Raw genomic sequence first — 17339 nt, forward strand, 5'->3', positions numbered from 1 at the left:
GGGGGGCGGCAGTCAAACCTGGTGCGGGCGCCACCAGCCGAACAGCGCGCCCAGCAGCAATAACAGGAACAGGCCGATGGAGAGCCCGACCCGCAGGGTCAGCGATCTGACCAGACGTTGGGAGCCATGCTCGGCTTTGAGCAGTCCGGTCAGCCCCCAGAACAACGCCAGGACGATGCAGACAAGCAAGAACAGGATGACGAGTTTCATGACCGTATCCTCCACACATTCCGATTCGGAAAAGAAGCAGCGCCGGCCAGGGTGGCAGCGGACGCTATGGCTGCTGCTCCTGCTGATCACCTTATTGCCTTATGCATTGGCAGTATGGCAGTGGCAGCGGGGTCAAGACAAGGAAGTGCTGATGCGCTCGCTGACCAGCGCGATGAGCACCGCGCCGGTTGGCCTGGTGTACCGGGAGGCGGAGCCGCCGCCGGCCTTCACCCGGGTGCGGCTGGCGCAGGGCGAGCCGGCCGGACCGGTCATCGAGCTGCGCAACAGCTATCTGGGCGGCCAGAGCGGCCGCCGCATCCTGCAGCCCTGGCGGCAGGGGCCGGACCGTTCACTGGTGTTGCTGGATTTGGGATGGCTGGTGGACGGCGCCAAAATGCCTGACTTTCCGCCGGAACAGATTCAGCCGCAGGGCTACCGGATGCCGACGCCCCATCATTTCGTCCTGTCCGGCGCGGCCAAGGGCACGGCGGGACCGGTGGACGAGGTGGACGAGGCGGCGCTGCGCCGCCGTTACCCCGGGCATTGGTTCCAGGGCGTGGTGGTGCTGGAGAACTCTCCCGACCCGCTGCTGCACTGGCCGGTGGTGCCGGAGTTCATGCCGGATCGACATTACGCCTACGCCATCCAGTGGCTGTTGTTGGGATTTTGCCTGACCGGCTTGAGCTGGCTGATGTGGAGACGCCGACATGAAGTCCATTAAGCGCGGACAAAGAGCGCTGATCGCGATGGCCCTGCTATGCCTGGCGCCGGTGGTGGCGGCGTGGCTGGCCTATGCGCTGCTGCCGCCGGGAGGCGGACGCAGCTACGGCCAGTTGTTGCCCACCCATCCCTTCGCCGCGTCCGGCCAGCCGGAGTGGCCGCGCGGCAAGTGGGTGCTGGCCTCGGTGCTGGGCGCGGACTGCCATAACCGCTGCCGGCAGCGCTGGTATGCGATGCGGCAGATCGAACGGGCGCAAGGAGAGGCGGCATCCCGGCTGACCCGGGTGGCGCTGCTGGTGTCGCCGCGGGCGGCGGCGATGGACGATGTTCCGCACAGGCTGCCTCACATTTCCGCTCAGGCGCTGCCGGCGGGCAATCAGGGCTTTTACCTGGTGGACCCGCTGGGCAATCAGGTGATGTTCTACCAGGACGGCGCCGACCCGCGGCGGATCATCGATGAAGTGGCGAAGGTGCTGAAGGTGAACAACGGCTTGGGCTGAGCCGGCGGCTGGCCGGCGGACGCGTTGCGCGATAGGGGACTTTTGCCATGCGAAAACTGGTTTGGCTGGCCTTGCTGCTGGCCGCGGTCGTGGTGCCGTTCGGCGCCTATGTCAGATTGTCCCATGCCGGCCTCGGCTGTCCAGACTGGCCCGGATGCTACGGCCAGTTGTCGCCGTCGCATGCGGCGCTTGCCATCCAGCAGGCCCAGGCGCTGGCGCCGGATGGGCCGGTCAGCCTGGACAAGGCCTGGAAGGAGATGCTGCACCGCTACCTGGCCGGCAGCCTGGGCGCGCTGATCGTATTGATCGCTTGGCAGGCCTGGCGCACCGGCCGGCAGCGGCTGCCGGCTGCGTTGTTGCTGGGTGTGGTGCTGACGCAGGGCCTGCTGGGCATGCTGACGGTCACCCTGTTGTTGAAGCCGGCCATCGTCACCTCGCATCTGCTGGGCGGCATGGGCGTGCTGCAGATCCTGGCGTGGATGGCGGCATCGCCGCGGCTGGCCGCGGTGACAGCGCCGCCGCTGCTGGGCCGTCTGTCCGGCCTGCTGGCGTCGGCGCTGGCGCTGCAGCTGGCGCTGGGCGGCTGGGTGTCCAGCAATTACGCGGCGCTGGCTTGCCAGGGGTTTCCCGGCTGCAACGGCGACGCCTGGCCGGCCCTGCGGTTCGATCATGCCTTCCATCTGCTGCGCGAGCTGGGCGAGGCGCCGGACGGCAGCCTGCTGGATTTCGCCAGTCTGGTGACCATCCATTGGCTGCACCGGCTGGGCGCGCTGCTGGTGTCGCTGCTGCTGCTGTCGGTGCTGGCGCTGGGCTGGCGGCTGCCGCCGCTGCGGCGCCATCTGGCCTGGCTGGCCGCGGCTTGGCTGCTGCAGGTGGGCCTGGGCATCGCCAACGTGTTGCTGCAGCTGCCTTTGCCGCTGGCGGTGGCGCATAACGCCGGCGCGGCGCTGCTGCTGATGGCCGCTTTATTGCTGCTGTCGCGGCTGCGGCCGCGCGCGGCTGAACTCAGGCCGGCGGCGCGGGTGACGCCGGCCGTCATGACCGGCGTCACCAGACCGGGAGAGGGCAGATGAGCGAATTGAGTTTGCCGCTGTGGCGGCAGCACGCGCAGGCCTTGTGGCAGCTGTCCAAGCCCAGGGTGGTGGCGCTGATCGTGTTCTGCGCGGTGATCGGCATGTTTCTCGCCAGCCCGGGGCTGCCCGACCCCGCGGTGCTGGCGGCGGCGACTCTGGGCATCGCGCTGGTGGCGGCGGCGGCGGCGATGATCAACTGCCTGGTGGAGCGCGGCGTCGACGCCCGCATGCGCCGCACCGCCTGGCGCGCCACCGTCACCGGCGAGATCGGCGGCCTGGAAACCCTGCTGGCGGCGCTGGCGCTGGGCGGCATGGGCCTGCTGCTGCTGTTTGCCGGCTGCAACGCGCTGACGGCTTGGCTGACGCTGGCCACCTTTGTCGGCTACGCCATCGTCTACACCCTGCTGCTCAAGCCGAACACGCCGCAGAACATCGTGATCGGCGGCGCCAGCGGCGCCATGCCGCCAGTGCTGGGCTGGGCGGCGGTCAGCGGCGAGATCAGCGCCTTCGCGCTGGTGCTGTTCCTGATCATCTACGCCTGGACGCCGCCGCATTTCTGGGCGCTGGCGCTGTACCGCCGCGACGACTACGCCCGCGCCAATCTGCCGATGCTGCCGGTCACCCACGGCCAGCGCTACACCACCTTGTCCATCGTGCTGTACACGCTGCTGCTGTCGGCGATCACCTTGCTGCCAGTGGCTTTGGGTGAGTCGGGCCGGATTTACATGGCAGCGGTATTGCTGCTGGACGCCAGGCTGCTGTTTCTTGCTGTCAGCCTGCATCGCCAGTATGCTGACGCTCTGGCGCGCCGCACGTTCCGCTGGTCGATCTGGTATCTGACCTGGCTGTTCGCGGCTTTACTGATCGACCACTACTGTCTGATACCGCTTACCTGATGTCCAAATTCCTGCAGTTGTTGCTTGGCCTGCTGACGGCGTTCGCGCTGTCGGCCTGTGCGCCCGCCGTCAATTTCAAAGGCACGGCGATCGATGACGATTCCATGGGCGGCAATTTCACGCTGACCGATTTCCACGGCAAGCCGCTTGGCCTGGAGGCTTTCCATGGCAAGGTGGTGGCGCTGTTCTTCGGCTACACCAATTGTCCGGATGTGTGCCCGACCACCATGCTGGAATACGCGTCGGTGATGAAGCAGCTGGGCGCCGACGCCGACAAGGTGCAGGTGCTGTTCGTCAGCGTCGACCCGGAGCGCGACACGCCCAAGGTGCTGGCCGGCTACGTGCCGCACTTCGACAAGCGCTTCATCGGCTTGACCGGCACGCCGGAGCAGATCGAAAAAGTGAAGAAGCAATACAAGGTGGTGGCGCAGAAAGTGCCGACGCCGGGTGGCGGCTACAGCGTGGACCACAGCGCGGGTTCCTATCTGCTGGACCAGAAAGGCAAGCTGAGGGTGTTTCAGGCTTATGGCACGCCGGCAGCCAACCTTGCTTATGATATCCAGCAGTTGTTACGCTAAACTGGGCGTATCACTCTCATTCGCAGACATGAAGGTCGGAACATCGTGAGCAACGACACCTCTCCCGGCAGCCCGACAGGCTCGCATCAGCCGCTGGATCTGGCCAAGTTCACCCTGGCCACGCCGGCGGAGATCGCGCAGCACCTGGCGAGCATCGCCAAGCACGGCCACATGGTGACGGTTTTCGCCAACAAGGGGAAAAGCTTCATCCTGACGCGCCTGCTCGATGTCGACTTCCAGACAGGTCTGTTCACGTTTGACTGGGGCGCGGAAGAGGATACCAATGCCCAGGTGCTGAACAGCGAGCGCAATGTCTTCGTCTGCTCGCCGGAAGGAGTGAAAACCCAGTTCGTCACCGGGCAGGTGAGCAAGGTGATGCTGGAGGGGCGGCCGGCTTTTCTCTGCAAGCTGCCCGAACAGGTGATCAAGCTGCAGCGGCGCGAGTTTTTCCGCATCCAGACGCCGCTGGGCACCCCGGTGTTCTGCCATGTCGCCGACTTCGGCCAGCGCGCGATCGACCTGGCGCTGTTCGACATCAGCCTGGGCGGCATGAGTCTGTGGCTGCCCGGCGTGTCCACCACCGGTTTCGACATCGGCCAGCAGTACCGCCAATGCACGATAGACCTGAAGCCGTTCGGCACGCTCAACCTCGGCATCGAGGTGCGCCACCGGCTGACCGCGCGCATGCGCAACGGCAACGAGGCGATGCGGATAGGCTGCTCCTATCTCAACCTCACGCCGCAGATGGAAACCCTGATCCAGCGCTATGTCGGCTTCCTGGAGCGCGAACGCCGGGCGCTGGTCGGCTGATTCCACACGATCCACATACTTTTACCGCAGTAGAACATCATGAAGCTGACCATCGCCCTGTCCAAGGGCCGCATTTTTGAAGAAACGCTGCCGCTGCTGGCGGCTGCCGGCATTGTGCCGGCGGAAAACCCGGAATCCTCGCGCAAGCTGATCATCGGCACCAACCATCCGGACGTGCAGCTGGTGATCGTGCGCGCCTCCGACGTGCCCACCTATGTGCAGTACGGCGCGGCCGATCTCGGCATCGCCGGCCGCGACGTGCTGATCGAGCACGGCGGCGCCGGCCTGTATCAGCCGCTGGACCTGAACATCGCCAAGTGCAAGATGATGGTGGCGGTGCAGGAAGGCTTCGATTACGACGCCGCCGTGCGCCAGGGCGCGCGGTTGAAGATCGCCACCAAATACCCGCAGATCGCCCGCGAGCACTTCGCCAAGAAGGGCGTGCACGTCGACATCATCAAGCTGTACGGCTCGATGGAGCTGGCGCCGCTGGTCGGCCTGGCCGACGCCATCGTCGACCTGGTGTCCACCGGCGGCACGCTGCGCGCCAACAAGCTGGCGGCGGTCGAGCACATCATCGACATCAGCTCGCGCCTGGTGGTGAACCAGGCCGCGCTGAAACTGAAATACGACGCGATCCAGCCGGTGCTGGACGCCTTCGCCGGCGCCGTGCCGGCCTGATTCATCCGCATGCCGGCCGGGTAGCGGTCAACCGTATGCCTGCGGCCGGCGTTGCCAACTGTTCAGACTCCAAGCATCAGAGAATCATCATGTTGAAACTGTCCTCCTCCCAGCCCGACTTCGCCGCGCGCCTCCAAGCGCTGCTGGCCTTCGAAACCGCGCAGGACCCCGCAGTGGACGCCGCCGTGGCGGCCATCTGCGCCGATGTCCATCATCGCGGCGACGCGGCGCTGGTGGAGTACACCAACCGTTTCGACCGCATGCAGGCGGCCTCCATGGCCGACCTGACATTGTCGCGCGAGCAGCTGGAGGCGGCGTTCGCGCGGCTGCCGGCCGACGTGCGCGACGCGCTGACCGCCGCCGCCGAACGCGTGCGCCGCTACCATGAAAAGCAGCTGGCCCACTCCTGGAGCTATGAAGACGAAGACGGCACTCTGCTGGGCCAGCAGGTGACGCCGCTCGACCGCGTCGGCATCTATGTGCCGGGCGGCAAGGCGGCTTATCCCAGCTCGGTGCTGATGAACGCGCTGCCGGCCAAAGTGGCCGGCGTCGGCGAAATCATCATGGTGGTGCCGACCCCGGGCGGCGAGCGCAATGATCTGGTGCTGGCGGCGGCCTATATCGCCGGCGTCGACAAGGTATTCACCGTCGGCGGCGCGCAGGCGGTGGCGGCGCTGGCTTACGGCACCGCAACCGTGCCGCAGGTGGACAAGATCACCGGCCCCGGCAACGCCTACGTCGCCGCCGCCAAGCGCCGGGTGTTCGGCGTGGTGGGCATAGACATGGTGGCCGGCCCGTCGGAAATCCTGGTGATCTGCGATGGCGACACCGATCCGGACTGGGTGGCGATGGACTTGTTCAGCCAGGCCGAGCACGACGAGATTGCCCAAGCCATCCTGCTGTGCCCGTCGGCCGATTACATCGCGCGGGTGGAAGCCAGCATCCAGAAGCTCATGCCGGCCATGCCGCGCCGCGCCATCATCGAGGCCAGCCTCGGCAACCGCGGCGCGCTGATCCAGGTGGCCGACCTGGCCGAAGCCTGCGAGATCAGCAATTACATCGCGCCGGAGCACCTGGAACTGTCGGTGGCCGATCCGGACGCGCTGCTGCCGCAGCTGCGCCACGCCGGCGCCATCTTCATGGGCCGCTTCACTTCGGAAAGCCTGGGCGACTACTGCGCCGGCCCCAACCACGTGCTGCCGACCAGCCGCACCGCGCGGTTCGCCAGCCCGCTGGGCGTGTACGATTTCCAGAAACGCAGCAGCCTGATCCGCGTGTCGCAGGCCGGCGCGCAGAAGCTCGGCCGCATCGCCAGCCTGCTGGCGCATGGCGAGGGCCTGACCGCCCACGCCCGCGCCGCCGAACTGCGGCTGGACAAGTAAGCGCCGTGCCCGCGCCGCAACAGGCGCGGCTTCCTGGCCGCGCGGCGGTAGCCCGCCGCGCGCCGACGCGTTACGATGTTTTTTTGCCCGCCCGCGGGCTCATGACGGCGCGCCGCGCCGCAGACACACGATGACGACCAAACTGACCGCCAAGCAACTCGTCCGCGACGAGATCGCCGCCATCGGCGCCTACCATGTGGCGCCGGCCGCCGGCTTGATCAAGCTGGACGCGATGGAAAACCCGTGGCCGCTGCCGATCGAATTGCAGCACGCGCTGGCCGCCGAACTGGCCCAGGTGGCGCTGAACCGCTATCCGGACGCCAACGGCGGCGGCCTGAAGGACGATCTGCGCGCCGCCTTCGCCATTCCGGCCGGCGCCGACATCGTGCTCGGCAACGGCTCGGATGAGCTGATCACGCTGGTCACCCAGGCGTTGGCGCGCCCCGGCGCCAAATTGCTGGCGCTGGAGCCGTCGTTCGTGATGTACAAGATGAACGCGCTGTTCTCCGGCCTGCAGTATGTCGGCGTGCCGCTGAACGGCGATTTCACGCTGAACCTGCCGGCCACGCTGGCCGCCATCGAGCGCGAACAGCCGGCGGTGGTGTTCGTGTCCTATCCCAACAACCCGACCGGTCCGCGCTACGCCCGCGACGAGGTGCTGGCGATCTGCCGCGCCGCGCCGGGGCTGGTGGTGGTGGACGAGGCTTACCAGAGCTTCGCCTCCGACAGCTTCATGGATCTGGCCGGCGAGCTGGACAACCTGTTGGTGATGCGCACCCTGTCCAAGCTGGGCCTGGCCGGCATCCGCCTCGGCTACGCCGCGGCCAGCCCGGCCTGGATCGAGCAGCTGAACAAGGTGCGGCCGCCGTACAACGTCAACGTGCTGACCCTCGCCGCCGCGAAGTTCGCGCTGAAGCACCTGGACGTGTTCAACCGCCAGGCCGCCGAATTGCGCGCCGAACGCGCCCGCCTGAGCGATGCGCTGTCGGCGTTGCCGCAGTTGGCGGTGTTCGCGTCCGAGGCCAACTTCCTCACCGTCCGCGCGCCGGACGCGCCGGCGCTGTTCCAGCACCTGAAGGCGTCCGGCATCCTGATCAAGCAGCTGCACGGCAGCCACCCGTTGCTGGACCACTGCCTGCGCCTGACCGTGGGCAGTCCGGATGAGAACGCCGCGCTGCTGTCCGCCATCCAACGTTTTTTCGCCTGAAGCCATGAGAACCGCAACCGTCACCCGCAACACGCTGGAAACCCAGATCACCGTCATGCTGAATCTGGACGGCACAGGCCAGGGCCGCTTTGAAACCGGCGTGCCCTTCCTCGACCACATGATGGACCAGATCGCCCGCCACGGCCTGATCGACCTCGACGTCAAGGCGGTGGGCGACCTGCACATCGACGCCCACCACACGGTGGAAGACATCGGCATCACGCTGGGCCAGGCCTTCGCCCGCGCCATCGGCGACAAGAAGGGCATCCGCCGCTATGGCCACGCCTACGTGCCGCTGGACGAGGCGCTGAGCCGGGTGGTGATCGACCTGTCCGGCCGCCCGGGCCTGGTCTACCACGTCGACTACACCCGCGCCAGCATCGGCCAGTTCGATGTCGACCTGTTCTCCGAGTTTTTCCACGGCTTCGTCAACCACAGCATGGTCACGCTGCACATCGACAATCTGCGCGGCCACAACAGCCACCACCAGGCCGAAACCATCTTCAAGGCATTCGGCCGCGCGCTGCGGATGGCCTGCGAGCACGACGAGCGGATGGCCGGCATCACGCCGTCCACCAAGGGCACGCTGAGCATATGAGCCGCGCCGCGGAGTGGTTCCAACCCGAATATGAGCAGGTAGCAAGATGAAAGTCGCAGTCATCGACTACGGCATGGGCAATCTGCACTCGGTGCTGAAGTCCCTGCAGGCCGTCAACGAAACCGGCGCCGATATTTTCCTCACCCGCGACCCGGAAGCGGTGGTGAAGGCGGACAAGGTGGTCTTCCCCGGCCAGGGCGCGATGCCCGACTGCATGCGCGAATTGAACCGCCACGGCCTGGCCGACGCGGTCCGTGAAACCACGCAGAGCAAGCCGTTTTTTGGAATCTGCGTCGGCGCGCAGCTATTGTTCGATCATAGCGAGGAAGGCGACACAGCCGGCCTGGGCCTGTTTGCGGGCAAGGTGGTGCGCTTCGCCGACGGCCTGGTCGCCGGCGGCGAGCGCCTGAAGGTGCCGCACATGGGCTGGAACCAGGTTTACCAGCGCCGCGCCCACCCGATGTTCGCCGGCATCGCCGATGGCGAGCGCTTCTATTTTGTGCATAGTTACCACTTTGCGCCCGGCGACGCGTCGCTGAGCCTGGCGGAAAGTGATTATCCCGAGCGTTTTTCCTGTATCGTCGGGCGTGGCAATATATTCGCCACACAGTTTCACACCGAGAAGAGCCACCGGGCCGGACTTCAGATGATGAAGAACTTCCTGGCCTGGGACGGCAATGTTTAACTTACGTTTCGACTTAGCACCATGCTGCTGATACCCGCGATAGACCTGAAAGACGGTCAATGCGTGCGCCTGAGACAGGGCGCGATGGACGATGCCACCATTTTCTCCGACGATCCGGTCAAGGTTGCCGCCCACTGGCGCGACCAGGGCGCGCGCCGGTTGCATCTGGTGGACCTCAACGGCGCCTTCGCCGGCAAACCCAAAAACCTGGCGGTGATCCGCGACATCCTCGGCGAGGTCGGCGAGGACATGCCGGTGCAGCTGGGGGGCGGCATCCGCGATCTGGACACCATCGAGGCCTACCTCGACATGGGCCTGTCCTATGTGATCATCGGCACCGCCGCCGTCAAGACGCCGGGCTTCCTGCATGACGCCTGCGACGCCTTCCCCGGCCAGGTCATCGTCGGCCTGGACGCCAAGGACGGCATGGTGGCGATCGATGGCTGGGCCAAGATCACCAATCACAATGTGATCGATCTGGCCAAGCGCTTCCAGGATTACGGCGTCAACTCGGTGATCTACACCGACATCGGCCGCGACGGCATGATGAACGGCGTCAACATCGAAGCCACCGTCAAGCTGGCGCAGGCGCTGACCATCCCGGTGATCGCCTCCGGCGGCCTGACCAACCTCGACGACATCCGCGCGCTGTGCGCGGTGGAGGAAGAGGGCATCGAAGGCGCCATCACCGGCCGCGCGATCTACGAGGGCAGCATTGATTTCGCTGCCGCGCAGACGCTGGCGGACGAACTGGCCGAATAAAAACGGCTGCAGGCGGCGCGTCCGCCGCCGGGAGCGTTCCCGGCGTCGGCGCGCTGCCGGTTTTGCGGATACTCACATGCTTGCCAAACGCATCATTCCCTGTCTTGACGTGACCGCCGGCCGGGTGGTCAAAGGCGTCAACTTCGTCGGCCTGCGCGACGCCGGCGACCCGGTGGAAATCGCCCGCCGCTACAACGAGCAGGGCGCCGATGAACTCACCTTCCTCGACATCACCGCAAGCTCAGACCAGCGCGACATCATCCTGCACGTGATCGAGGCGGTGGCCGACCAGGTCTTCATCCCGCTGACGGTGGGCGGCGGCGTGCGCACGCTGGCAGATATCCGCCGCCTGCTCAACGCCGGCGCCGACAAGGTCAGCATCAACACCGCCGCGGTCACCCATCCCGAATTCGTGCAGGAGGCGGCCGACCATTTCGGCAACCAATGCATCGTGGTGGCGCTGGACGCCAAGGCGGTGACGCCGGAGAACGACCGCTGGGAAGTGTTCACCCACGGCGGCCGCAACCGCACCGGGCTGGACGCCGTCGAGTGGGCGCGCAAGATGCAAGAGCTGGGCGCCGGCGAAATCCTGCTCACCAGCATGGACCGCGACGGCACCAAGTCCGGCTTCAACCTGCCGCTGACGCGCGCGGTGTCCGACGCGGTGGGCATTCCGGTGATCGCCTCCGGCGGCGTCGGCAATCTGCAGCACCTGGTGGACGGGGTGAAGGAAGGCCACGCCGACGCGGTGCTGGCCGCCAGCATCTTCCACTTCGGCGAATACACGGTGGCCCAGGCCAAAGAGGCGATGCGCGCCGCCGGCATCGAGGTGCGGCTATGAGCTGGCTGGATGAAGTGAAGTGGGACGACAAGGGCCTGGTGACCGCCATCGCCCAGGACGCGGCCAGCGGCCGGGTGCTGATGGTGGCGTGGATGAACCGCGAAAGCCTGCAGCTGACCGCCGACACCGGCATCGCGCATTATTTCAGCCGCTCGCGGCAGAAACTATGGAAAAAAGGCGAGGAGTCCGGCCACCTGCAGACGGTGAAGGAGTTGCGGTTGGACTGCGACGGCGACGTCATCGTGATGCAGATAGAACAAATCGGCGGCATCGCCTGTCATACCGGACGGGAAAGCTGTTTTTACCGCCGTTTCGAGAATGGCGGCTGGACCATCGTCGACGCCGTGCTGAAGGATCCGCACAGCATCTATCACGGCTGAGTTGCCGCCGATCAACGCCGCGGCAGGCGGACGGGTTAGAATGGCTGGCCGGGCCGCGCTGTCATCAGCGCGCCATGCCGGGCCCGCATAATCGCCGGATTTCGGCGCAAAGGATATCGATATGACCCCGGATGTGTTGAAAAACATCGCCGATACGCTGGAGGCGCGGCGCGAGGCCGCTCCGCAATCGTCCTACGTGGCTTCGCTGTTCCACAAGGGCGAGGACGCCATCCTGAAGAAGGTGGCGGAAGAGGCCGCGGAAACGCTGATGGCCTCCAAGGACAAGGATAAACTGCACCTGGTGCGCGAAGTCGCCGATCTGTGGTTCCATACCATGGTGCTGTTGACATATCATGGCCTGCGTCCGGAAGACGTGGTGATGGAGCTGCATCGCCGCGAAGGCATTTCCGGGCTGGACGAGAAAGCCTCGCGCAAACCCTCCGCCTGATACGGGATACAAGATGAGCGACTGCCTTTTCTGCAAGATCGTGGCGGGACAGATTCCCGCCAACAAGGTTTACGAAGACGACGACGTGCTGGCCTTTCACGACATTCGTCCGATCGCGCCGGTGCATTTCATGATCATTCCCAAGCTGCACGTCGATTCGCTGGCCCATTGCGGTCCCGAGCATGAGGCGGTGCTGGGCCGGATTCTGACGCTGGCGCCGAAGCTGGCCAAGGAGCAGGGCCTGGAGTCCGGCTTCAAGACCGGCATCAACACCGGCCGCGGCGGCGGCCAGGAAGTGTTCCACCTGCATGTGCACGTGTTCGGCCACAAGGGCTGAGCGCGCCTGGGCGTCGCGCGGCGCCGCCCGTTTCTGAAATAAGGAAAGTGAAAATGGGTTCTCTCAGCATCTGGCACTGGCTGATCGTGCTGCTGATCGTGGTACTGGTGTTCGGCACCAAGAAGCTGCCCAATATCGGCAAGGATCTGGGCAACGCGGTCAAGGGCTTCAAGGAAGGCATGAACGAAGGCAAGGGCGGCGCGCAGCAGCCTCCCGAGCAGACCGGCCGCATCATCGACGGCGAAGCCGACAAGAAATAAGCACGGTGACGCGGCGTGCTTGACATCAGTTTCGGCGAATTCGTCCTGATCGGCGTGGTGGCGCTGGTGGTGCTGGGGCCGGAGCGCCTGCCCACCGTGGCCCGCACCGTGGGGGCGCTGGTGGCGCGCGCGCAGCGTTTCGTCGCCACGGTGAAGGCCGACATCCACCAGCAGGCCAACCTGAGCGGGCTGGACAGCCTGCGCCAGGACTTGCAGGATGCCGCCCATACCTTCCGCGGCCAGCTGGAAGCGGAAGTGAATGAAGTGCGGCAGGCGGTGGATGGCCATGCCGCCGAAGCGCGCGCGCTGGTCGACGAGGCCGCCGGCCCGCTGTTCGAGGCCGAGCGCACGATACACCAGAGCCTGCATCCCGAAGAAGCGGCCGAGGCGCCGGCCGCGGCCGAAGCCGCCGCGCCGCGCGACGAAAACCAGCTCGACCTGTTCGACGATCTGCCGCCGCACCATCCGCCCGCTTCCCAACCCTCCGCCTCCCAAGCCCGCGAATGAACGAACAACCGCTGCTCGCGCACCTGATCGAGCTGCGCACCCGGCTGGTGCGCGCCCTGTTGGGCATCGCCCTGGTCTTCCTCGGCCTGTTCCATTGGTCGTCCGACATCTACCATCTGCTGGCCAAGCCTTTGCTGGACGCGCTGCCGCAGGGCGGCAGCATGATCGCCACCGAAGTCACGTCCACCTTCTTCGTGCCGATGAAGGTGACCATGCTGGTGGCCTTCCTGGTGTCGCTGCCCAACACGCTGTACCAGGTGTGGGCCTTTGTCGCGCCCGGGCTTTACAGCCATGAGAAAAAGCTGGTCCTGCCCTTGGTGCTGGCCAGCCTGCTGCTGTTCCTCCTGGGGATGAGCTTCGCTTATTTCCTGGTGTTTCCGGTGGTGTTCCACTTCATGTCGGCGGTGACGCCGGCGGGGGTGAGCATGATGACCGACATCGACAAATACCTGTCCTTCGTGCTCGGCATGTTCCTCGCCTTCGGCACCACCTTTGAGGTGCCGGTGATCGTGATCCTGCTGACGCGGATGGGCGTGGTGACGGTGGCCAAGCTGCGCGAGGCGCGGCCTTACGTGATCGTCGGCGCCTTCGTGGTGGCCGCCATCGTCACGCCGCCGGACGTGCTGTCGCAGACCATGCTGGCGGTGCCGCTGTGGCTGCTGTTCGAAGTGGGGGTCCTGGCGGCGGCGCTGATGGAGCGCAAGGCGCGCGCGCGCGAACAGGCCGAATCGGCGCCATGAGCCGCGACTTCTTCCGCCGCGGCGCGTCGGCGGCGCTGATCGCGCTGATCCTGCTGACGCTGGCCTGGGAGCTGTGGCTGGCGCCGCTGCGTCCGGGCGGCTCCTTCCTGGCGTTCAAGGCCTTGCTGCTGTTGCTGCCGCTGCGCGGCATCCTGGCCGGCCGGCTCTATACCTATCAATGGTCCAGCATGTTCATCCTGGCTTTTTTCAGCGAAGGGGTGATGCGCGGCTGGGCGGACCCCGGCCTCGCCGGACGCTTTGCCTTGGGTGAAGTTCTGCTTAGTACACTATTCTTTATCTGTGTATTGGGATTTGCCAGGAGCTTCAAGCGCAGAGCTTGAGCTGCGACACGCGCGCGAAAAAGCCGGCGGCCCATGCTGCCGGCTTTTTTTTGAGCTTTTTGATACTGCGACGGCGTGAATTTAACCGTTGGGGATGTTGTAACTGGTTTGTAACGACAGTCGTCAACTAGAATCGCAGCACTAAAACGGATCGGGCTCAGCCCGGCCAGGTTCAATCTCATCGGGTATGGGGAAATACCATGCGGAATTTGTCTATCGCGGCCAGGATCACCCTGGGCTTCGGGCTATTGTTGGCGGCCCTGATCTTGACCGGTTGTCTGACCCAGCTGGGTCTGAACAAGATCTCCAAGCGGGTGGAGGAGGTCAGCTCGCATGACCTGCTGTTCTACACGGACATCGTCGAATTGCAGCGCAATATGGGCAATCTGCGCCGCTTCGAAAAAGACTACTTCATCAATATCGCCGACGACGCCAAGCGCGCCGAATACCTGGGCAAGTGGAAGAGCGCGCAGGCGGGCGCGCAGAAGGCCATCCAGCAGGCCGGCGGCCATCCGCTCAACGACGACGCCGCTCAGCAGCTGAACAAGCTGTCGACGCTGCTGGCCGGCTACGCCGACGGCGTCGGCAAGGTGTCCGGCATGGTGGAAGGCAAGCAGGTCACCGCCACCGCCGACGCCAACAAGCAGCTGGATCAGTACAAGGACAACATCCACCAGATGGAAAGCGTCAGCGAGGCGCTGGGCAAGGTGGCGGCCGATGCGGTGGGCCAGCTGGACGACCAGATCGACGCCACCGCCGCCAGCGTGCGCAACCAGCTGCTGGTGGAAATCGCCGTGGCGCTGGCGGCCGGCGCGCTGGTGGCCTGGATCATCATCGCCTCCATCCGCCAGCCGCTGCTGCAGATGCGCGATAGCAGCCATGAGCTGGCCGACCAGCGCAACCTCAGGCTGCAACTGCCCGATTTCGGCCAGAACGAGCTGGGCAACGTCGCCGGCTCGCTGACCAAACTGGTGGACACGGTGCGGGCGGTGGTGGTGGAGTCGCAGGGCCACTCGACCAGCCTGGCCCAGGCCGCCGGCCAGCTCAGCCAGGTCAGCGAGCACGTGTCGTCGGCGTCGGCGCGGCAGTCCGAGGCCGCCGCCAGCGGCGCCGCGGCGATCGAGCAGATGTCGGTCAGCATCAATCTGGTGGCAGACAGCACCCAGGACGTGGAGCGCCAGGCGCGCCTGACGATGGAGCAGGCGTCGGCGGGCAACGAGCTGGCGCAGAAGGCGGCCGGCGAAATCCGCCAGATCGCCAGCAGCATCACCGAAACCGCCGCGGTGATGGAAGGCCTGAACCAGCGCTCGGCCGATATCGGCGACATCGTGCGGGTGATCCACGACATCGCCGACCAGACCAATCTGTTGGCGCTGAACGCGGCGATCGAGGCGGCGCGCGCCGGCGAGATGGGGCGCGGCTTCGCCGTCGTCGCCGACGAAGTGCGCAAGCTGGCCGAACGCACCAGCCAGGCCACCACCGAGATCTCCAGCCATATCGACGGCGTGCTGGCCGACACCCAGCGCGCCTACCAGAGCATGCAGCAGGCCAACAGCCGCATCGAAACCGGCGTGGTCAGCGCCTCCAGCGTCGCCGACGCGCTGGGACAGATCCGCGAGCTGGCCGAGCATTCGGTGGAGCGCATCACCGACATCGCCAGCGCCATCACCGAGCAAAGCCACGCCAGCCAGGAAGTGGCGCGCAACGTCGAGCAGATCGCGCAGATGAACGGCCAGACCAACCAGGCCGCCGGCGAAGCCAGCACGCTGGCGTCGCGGCTGCAGACGCTGTCGCACGAACTGGACGGCTGCCTGCAGCGTTTCCGCACCTGAGCGGCCGCGGCTGCGCCCGTCGCAAAAAAGCCCCGGCAGGTCCGGGGCTTTTCGCTGGGCCGGCGCTCAGCGCAAGGCCAGCGCCGCCAGGGTGTTTTCGCGCAGCGCCCGCCGCAGCGGCGCGGCCGCCATGCCGCGCAATTCGGCCAGCACCTCGACGAAGCGGGCCAGTTGGAACGGCTCGTTCGGCGTGTCCTGCGCGTATTCCGGCCGGATGTCGGGCGCGTCGGTTTCCAATGCCAGGCTGGAGAGCGGCAGGGTGGCGGCCAGCGCGCGGATGCGGCGCGAGCCGCTGTAGGTCATCGTGCCGCCGAAGCCCAGCTTGAAGCCCTGGCGGATGAAGGCCTGCGCCTGCTGTTCGCTGCCGTTGAAGGCGTGGGCGATGCCGCATTCCACCTTCTGTTCGCGCAGGTGTTTCAGCACCCGGTCCACCGAGCGCCGCACGTGCAGCACCACCGGCAGGCCGTGCTTGCGCGCCAGCTTCAATTGCTCGACCAAGAGTTTTTCCTGCCGCGCCGGCTCCAGCTCGGGCAAGTAGAAATCCAGTCCGATCTCGCCGACGGCGACCGGCGCGTGCTCTGCCAGCGCGGCGTCCAGCAGCGCCAAGTGCTCGTCCAGGTGCTGGTCCAGATAGATGGGGTGCAGGCCGAAGGCGATCCAGCAGCCGTAGCGTTCGCGCATCGCCAGCACGTCGGCGAAAGTGCCGGCCGTCACCGCCGGCACCAGCAGTTGGCCGACGCCGGCCGCGCGCGCGCGCGCCACCACGCCGTCCACGTCCGCCGCCAGCTCCGGCGCGTCCAGGTGGCAGTGGCTGTCTATCAGGCAGTCCTCCGGCGGCAGCGGATCGAAGCGCATCACAGTTTCCAGGTGAAACCCAGCAGCGTCTGCCAGCCGGCGGTATGCTCGCCGGTGTTTTCCGCCGCCCAGCGGCTGCCGGCGCCCAGGTCCAGCGTCCAGTGGCGGGAGAGCGGGTGCGACATCACCAGCAACAGATTGCTTTGCTCCAGCTGCCAGCCAGATCCGTCGTCATGGTGATTCAAACCCAGCCGGCGCTTCTGGTTGGCCAGGCTGGCCCAGCCCAGCACTGAAAACTTCTGGCCCATCCAGTCGCCCAGCGGCGCGTCCAGGCTGGCCACCAGCAGTTGGCCGGGGTGGCTGTCGCCGATGCGGCTGGCGTAGCCGAAGGACAGGCTGCCGTCGCGCGGCAGGTCGAAGCCGTAGCGGGCGATGGCCAGGCTCTGCGACACGCCGCCGCCCAGGCTCCAGGCAGGCTCGCTGGCCACGCCCAGCGACACCCAGCCGGCCGGCGCCGGCAGCGCCCAGCCGCCTTCGCCATCCTGGATGTACAAGGCGCCGAAGCGGGTGCGGTACTGCATGTCCACGCTGGGCTGCAGCCGCGAGGAATTGCCGTAAGCGGTCTGCCGGGTCATCAGCTCGGTGCTGATCGACAGGTCGAGGTCCTTGCCGTCGTCGGCGCGGCAGGAGAGGGAGGCCAGCGACAGCAAGAGCAGGCTGGCGAGGAAGGGCAGGCGGGACATGGGGGCTCCGGTA

Annotated in this window: 24 protein-coding genes; 21 read left to right on the forward strand and 3 right to left on the reverse strand. The window is 66.3% G+C overall.

What is annotated here, in order from left to right; all coding sequences use genetic code 11:
- Positions 1 to 12 precede the first annotated feature (12 nt).
- Positions 13 to 210: a DUF2909 family protein gene (locus U6115_RS02930; RefSeq protein WP_043578367.1), complete on the reverse strand. Its 198-nt coding sequence runs from the start codon at positions 208 to 210 to the stop codon at positions 13 to 15.
- On the opposite strand from U6115_RS02930, the gene U6115_RS02935 reads away from it, so the two are divergent.
- From U6115_RS02935 to U6115_RS03035, 21 genes are all read left to right on the forward strand, one after another.
- Positions 209 to 931 (forward strand): SURF1 family protein, encoded by a 723-nt coding sequence (locus tag U6115_RS02935; RefSeq protein ID WP_052258221.1) that lies wholly within the window; start codon positions 209 to 211, stop codon positions 929 to 931. The genes U6115_RS02930 and U6115_RS02935 overlap by 2 nt on opposite strands.
- Positions 918 to 1430, forward strand: a complete 513-nt coding sequence (locus U6115_RS02940) for a hypothetical protein (protein ID WP_047236578.1) — start codon at positions 918 to 920, stop codon at positions 1428 to 1430. Before U6115_RS02935 ends, U6115_RS02940 begins: the two co-directional genes overlap by 14 nt.
- Positions 1431 to 1477: 47 nt before the next feature.
- On the forward strand, positions 1478 to 2503 hold the full coding sequence (locus U6115_RS02945; protein WP_043578371.1) for a COX15/CtaA family protein: 1026 nt from the start codon (positions 1478 to 1480) through the stop codon (positions 2501 to 2503).
- Entirely contained in the window at positions 2500 to 3399 is a 900-nt protein-coding gene (locus U6115_RS02950) for a heme o synthase (RefSeq protein ID WP_043578374.1), read from the forward strand. Before U6115_RS02945 ends, U6115_RS02950 begins: the two co-directional genes overlap by 4 nt.
- Positions 3399 to 3977 carry an SCO family protein gene (locus tag U6115_RS02955; RefSeq protein ID WP_043578376.1) on the forward strand — a complete coding sequence of 193 codons (579 nt, stop codon included), beginning with the start codon at positions 3399 to 3401 and terminating at the stop codon, positions 3975 to 3977. The genes U6115_RS02950 and U6115_RS02955 overlap by 1 nt, the downstream gene beginning before the upstream one ends.
- A 45-nt stretch (positions 3978 to 4022) precedes the next feature.
- Positions 4023 to 4787 (forward strand): flagellar brake protein, encoded by a 765-nt coding sequence (locus tag U6115_RS02960; protein WP_052258222.1) that lies wholly within the window; start codon positions 4023 to 4025, stop codon positions 4785 to 4787.
- A gap of 39 nt (positions 4788 to 4826) precedes the next feature.
- Positions 4827 to 5468, forward strand: coding sequence for an ATP phosphoribosyltransferase (gene hisG / locus U6115_RS02965; protein WP_043578379.1), 642 nt, complete (start codon positions 4827 to 4829; stop codon positions 5466 to 5468).
- An 89-nt stretch (positions 5469 to 5557) separates the two neighbouring features.
- Positions 5558 to 6850: a histidinol dehydrogenase gene (hisD, locus tag U6115_RS02970; RefSeq protein ID WP_043578382.1), complete on the forward strand. Its 1293-nt coding sequence runs from the start codon at positions 5558 to 5560 to the stop codon at positions 6848 to 6850.
- A gap of 130 nt (positions 6851 to 6980) precedes the next feature.
- Complete coding sequence (hisC, locus tag U6115_RS02975; protein ID WP_043578385.1) at positions 6981 to 8057, forward strand: histidinol-phosphate transaminase; 1077 nt, start codon at positions 6981 to 6983, stop codon at positions 8055 to 8057.
- Positions 8058 to 8061: 4 nt separating this feature from the next.
- A complete protein-coding gene (gene hisB, locus U6115_RS02980) occupies positions 8062 to 8655 on the forward strand; it encodes an imidazoleglycerol-phosphate dehydratase HisB (RefSeq protein WP_043578387.1) in 594 nt (197 codons plus the stop codon).
- A gap of 46 nt (positions 8656 to 8701) precedes the next feature.
- On the forward strand, positions 8702 to 9340 hold the full coding sequence (gene hisH, locus U6115_RS02985) for an imidazole glycerol phosphate synthase subunit HisH (protein WP_043578390.1): 639 nt from the start codon (positions 8702 to 8704) through the stop codon (positions 9338 to 9340).
- Positions 9341 to 9361: 21 nt separating this feature from the next.
- Positions 9362 to 10102: a 1-(5-phosphoribosyl)-5-[(5-phosphoribosylamino)methylideneamino]imidazole-4-carboxamide isomerase gene (hisA, locus tag U6115_RS02990; protein ID WP_043578393.1), complete on the forward strand. Its 741-nt coding sequence runs from the start codon at positions 9362 to 9364 to the stop codon at positions 10100 to 10102.
- A gap of 76 nt (positions 10103 to 10178) precedes the next feature.
- The gene (gene hisF / locus U6115_RS02995) at positions 10179 to 10943 is read left to right on the forward strand and encodes an imidazole glycerol phosphate synthase subunit HisF (protein WP_043578396.1); all 765 of its coding nucleotides are present in this window, start codon (positions 10179 to 10181) and stop codon (positions 10941 to 10943) included.
- On the forward strand, positions 10940 to 11323 hold the full coding sequence (hisI, locus tag U6115_RS03000; RefSeq protein ID WP_043578399.1) for a phosphoribosyl-AMP cyclohydrolase: 384 nt from the start codon (positions 10940 to 10942) through the stop codon (positions 11321 to 11323). The genes hisF and hisI overlap by 4 nt, the downstream gene beginning before the upstream one ends.
- A 121-nt stretch (positions 11324 to 11444) precedes the next feature.
- Positions 11445 to 11771: a phosphoribosyl-ATP diphosphatase gene (locus U6115_RS03005; protein ID WP_043578402.1), complete on the forward strand. Its 327-nt coding sequence runs from the start codon at positions 11445 to 11447 to the stop codon at positions 11769 to 11771.
- A 13-nt stretch (positions 11772 to 11784) separates the two neighbouring features.
- Entirely contained in the window at positions 11785 to 12108 is a 324-nt protein-coding gene (locus tag U6115_RS03010; protein WP_043578405.1) for a histidine triad nucleotide-binding protein, read from the forward strand.
- A 53-nt stretch (positions 12109 to 12161) separates the two neighbouring features.
- Positions 12162 to 12368: a Sec-independent protein translocase subunit TatA gene (gene tatA / locus U6115_RS03015; RefSeq protein WP_043578407.1), complete on the forward strand. Its 207-nt coding sequence runs from the start codon at positions 12162 to 12164 to the stop codon at positions 12366 to 12368.
- A gap of 15 nt (positions 12369 to 12383) precedes the next feature.
- Positions 12384 to 12875, forward strand: a complete 492-nt coding sequence (gene tatB / locus U6115_RS22765) for a Sec-independent protein translocase protein TatB (protein WP_043578411.1) — start codon at positions 12384 to 12386, stop codon at positions 12873 to 12875.
- Complete coding sequence (gene tatC, locus U6115_RS03025; protein WP_043578419.1) at positions 12872 to 13615, forward strand: twin-arginine translocase subunit TatC; 744 nt, start codon at positions 12872 to 12874, stop codon at positions 13613 to 13615. Before tatB ends, tatC begins: the two co-directional genes overlap by 4 nt.
- Positions 13612 to 13956, forward strand: a complete 345-nt coding sequence (locus tag U6115_RS03030) for a DUF2069 domain-containing protein (RefSeq protein ID WP_043578423.1) — start codon at positions 13612 to 13614, stop codon at positions 13954 to 13956. Before tatC ends, U6115_RS03030 begins: the two co-directional genes overlap by 4 nt.
- Positions 13957 to 14156: 200 nt before the next feature.
- Entirely contained in the window at positions 14157 to 15788 is a 1632-nt protein-coding gene (locus U6115_RS03035; RefSeq protein WP_043578426.1) for a methyl-accepting chemotaxis protein, read from the forward strand.
- Between the two features lie 66 nt (positions 15789 to 15854).
- Here U6115_RS03035 and U6115_RS03040 read toward each other — a convergent pair whose 3' ends face one another.
- Together U6115_RS03040 and U6115_RS03045 are read right to left on the reverse strand one after the other, a co-directional pair.
- Positions 15855 to 16643, reverse strand: coding sequence for a TatD family hydrolase (locus U6115_RS03040; protein ID WP_043578429.1), 789 nt, complete (start codon positions 16641 to 16643; stop codon positions 15855 to 15857).
- Positions 16643 to 17326 carry a hypothetical protein gene (locus tag U6115_RS03045; RefSeq protein WP_043578432.1) on the reverse strand — a complete coding sequence of 228 codons (684 nt, stop codon included), beginning with the start codon at positions 17324 to 17326 and terminating at the stop codon, positions 16643 to 16645. The genes U6115_RS03040 and U6115_RS03045 overlap by 1 nt, the downstream gene beginning before the upstream one ends.
- Positions 17327 to 17339: the final 13 nt, after the last annotated feature.

Origin of the sequence: Chromobacterium subtsugae, from assembly GCF_035919665.1 — a bacterium.
Taxonomy (GTDB): Bacteria; Pseudomonadota; Gammaproteobacteria; order Burkholderiales; family Chromobacteriaceae; genus Chromobacterium; species Chromobacterium subtsugae.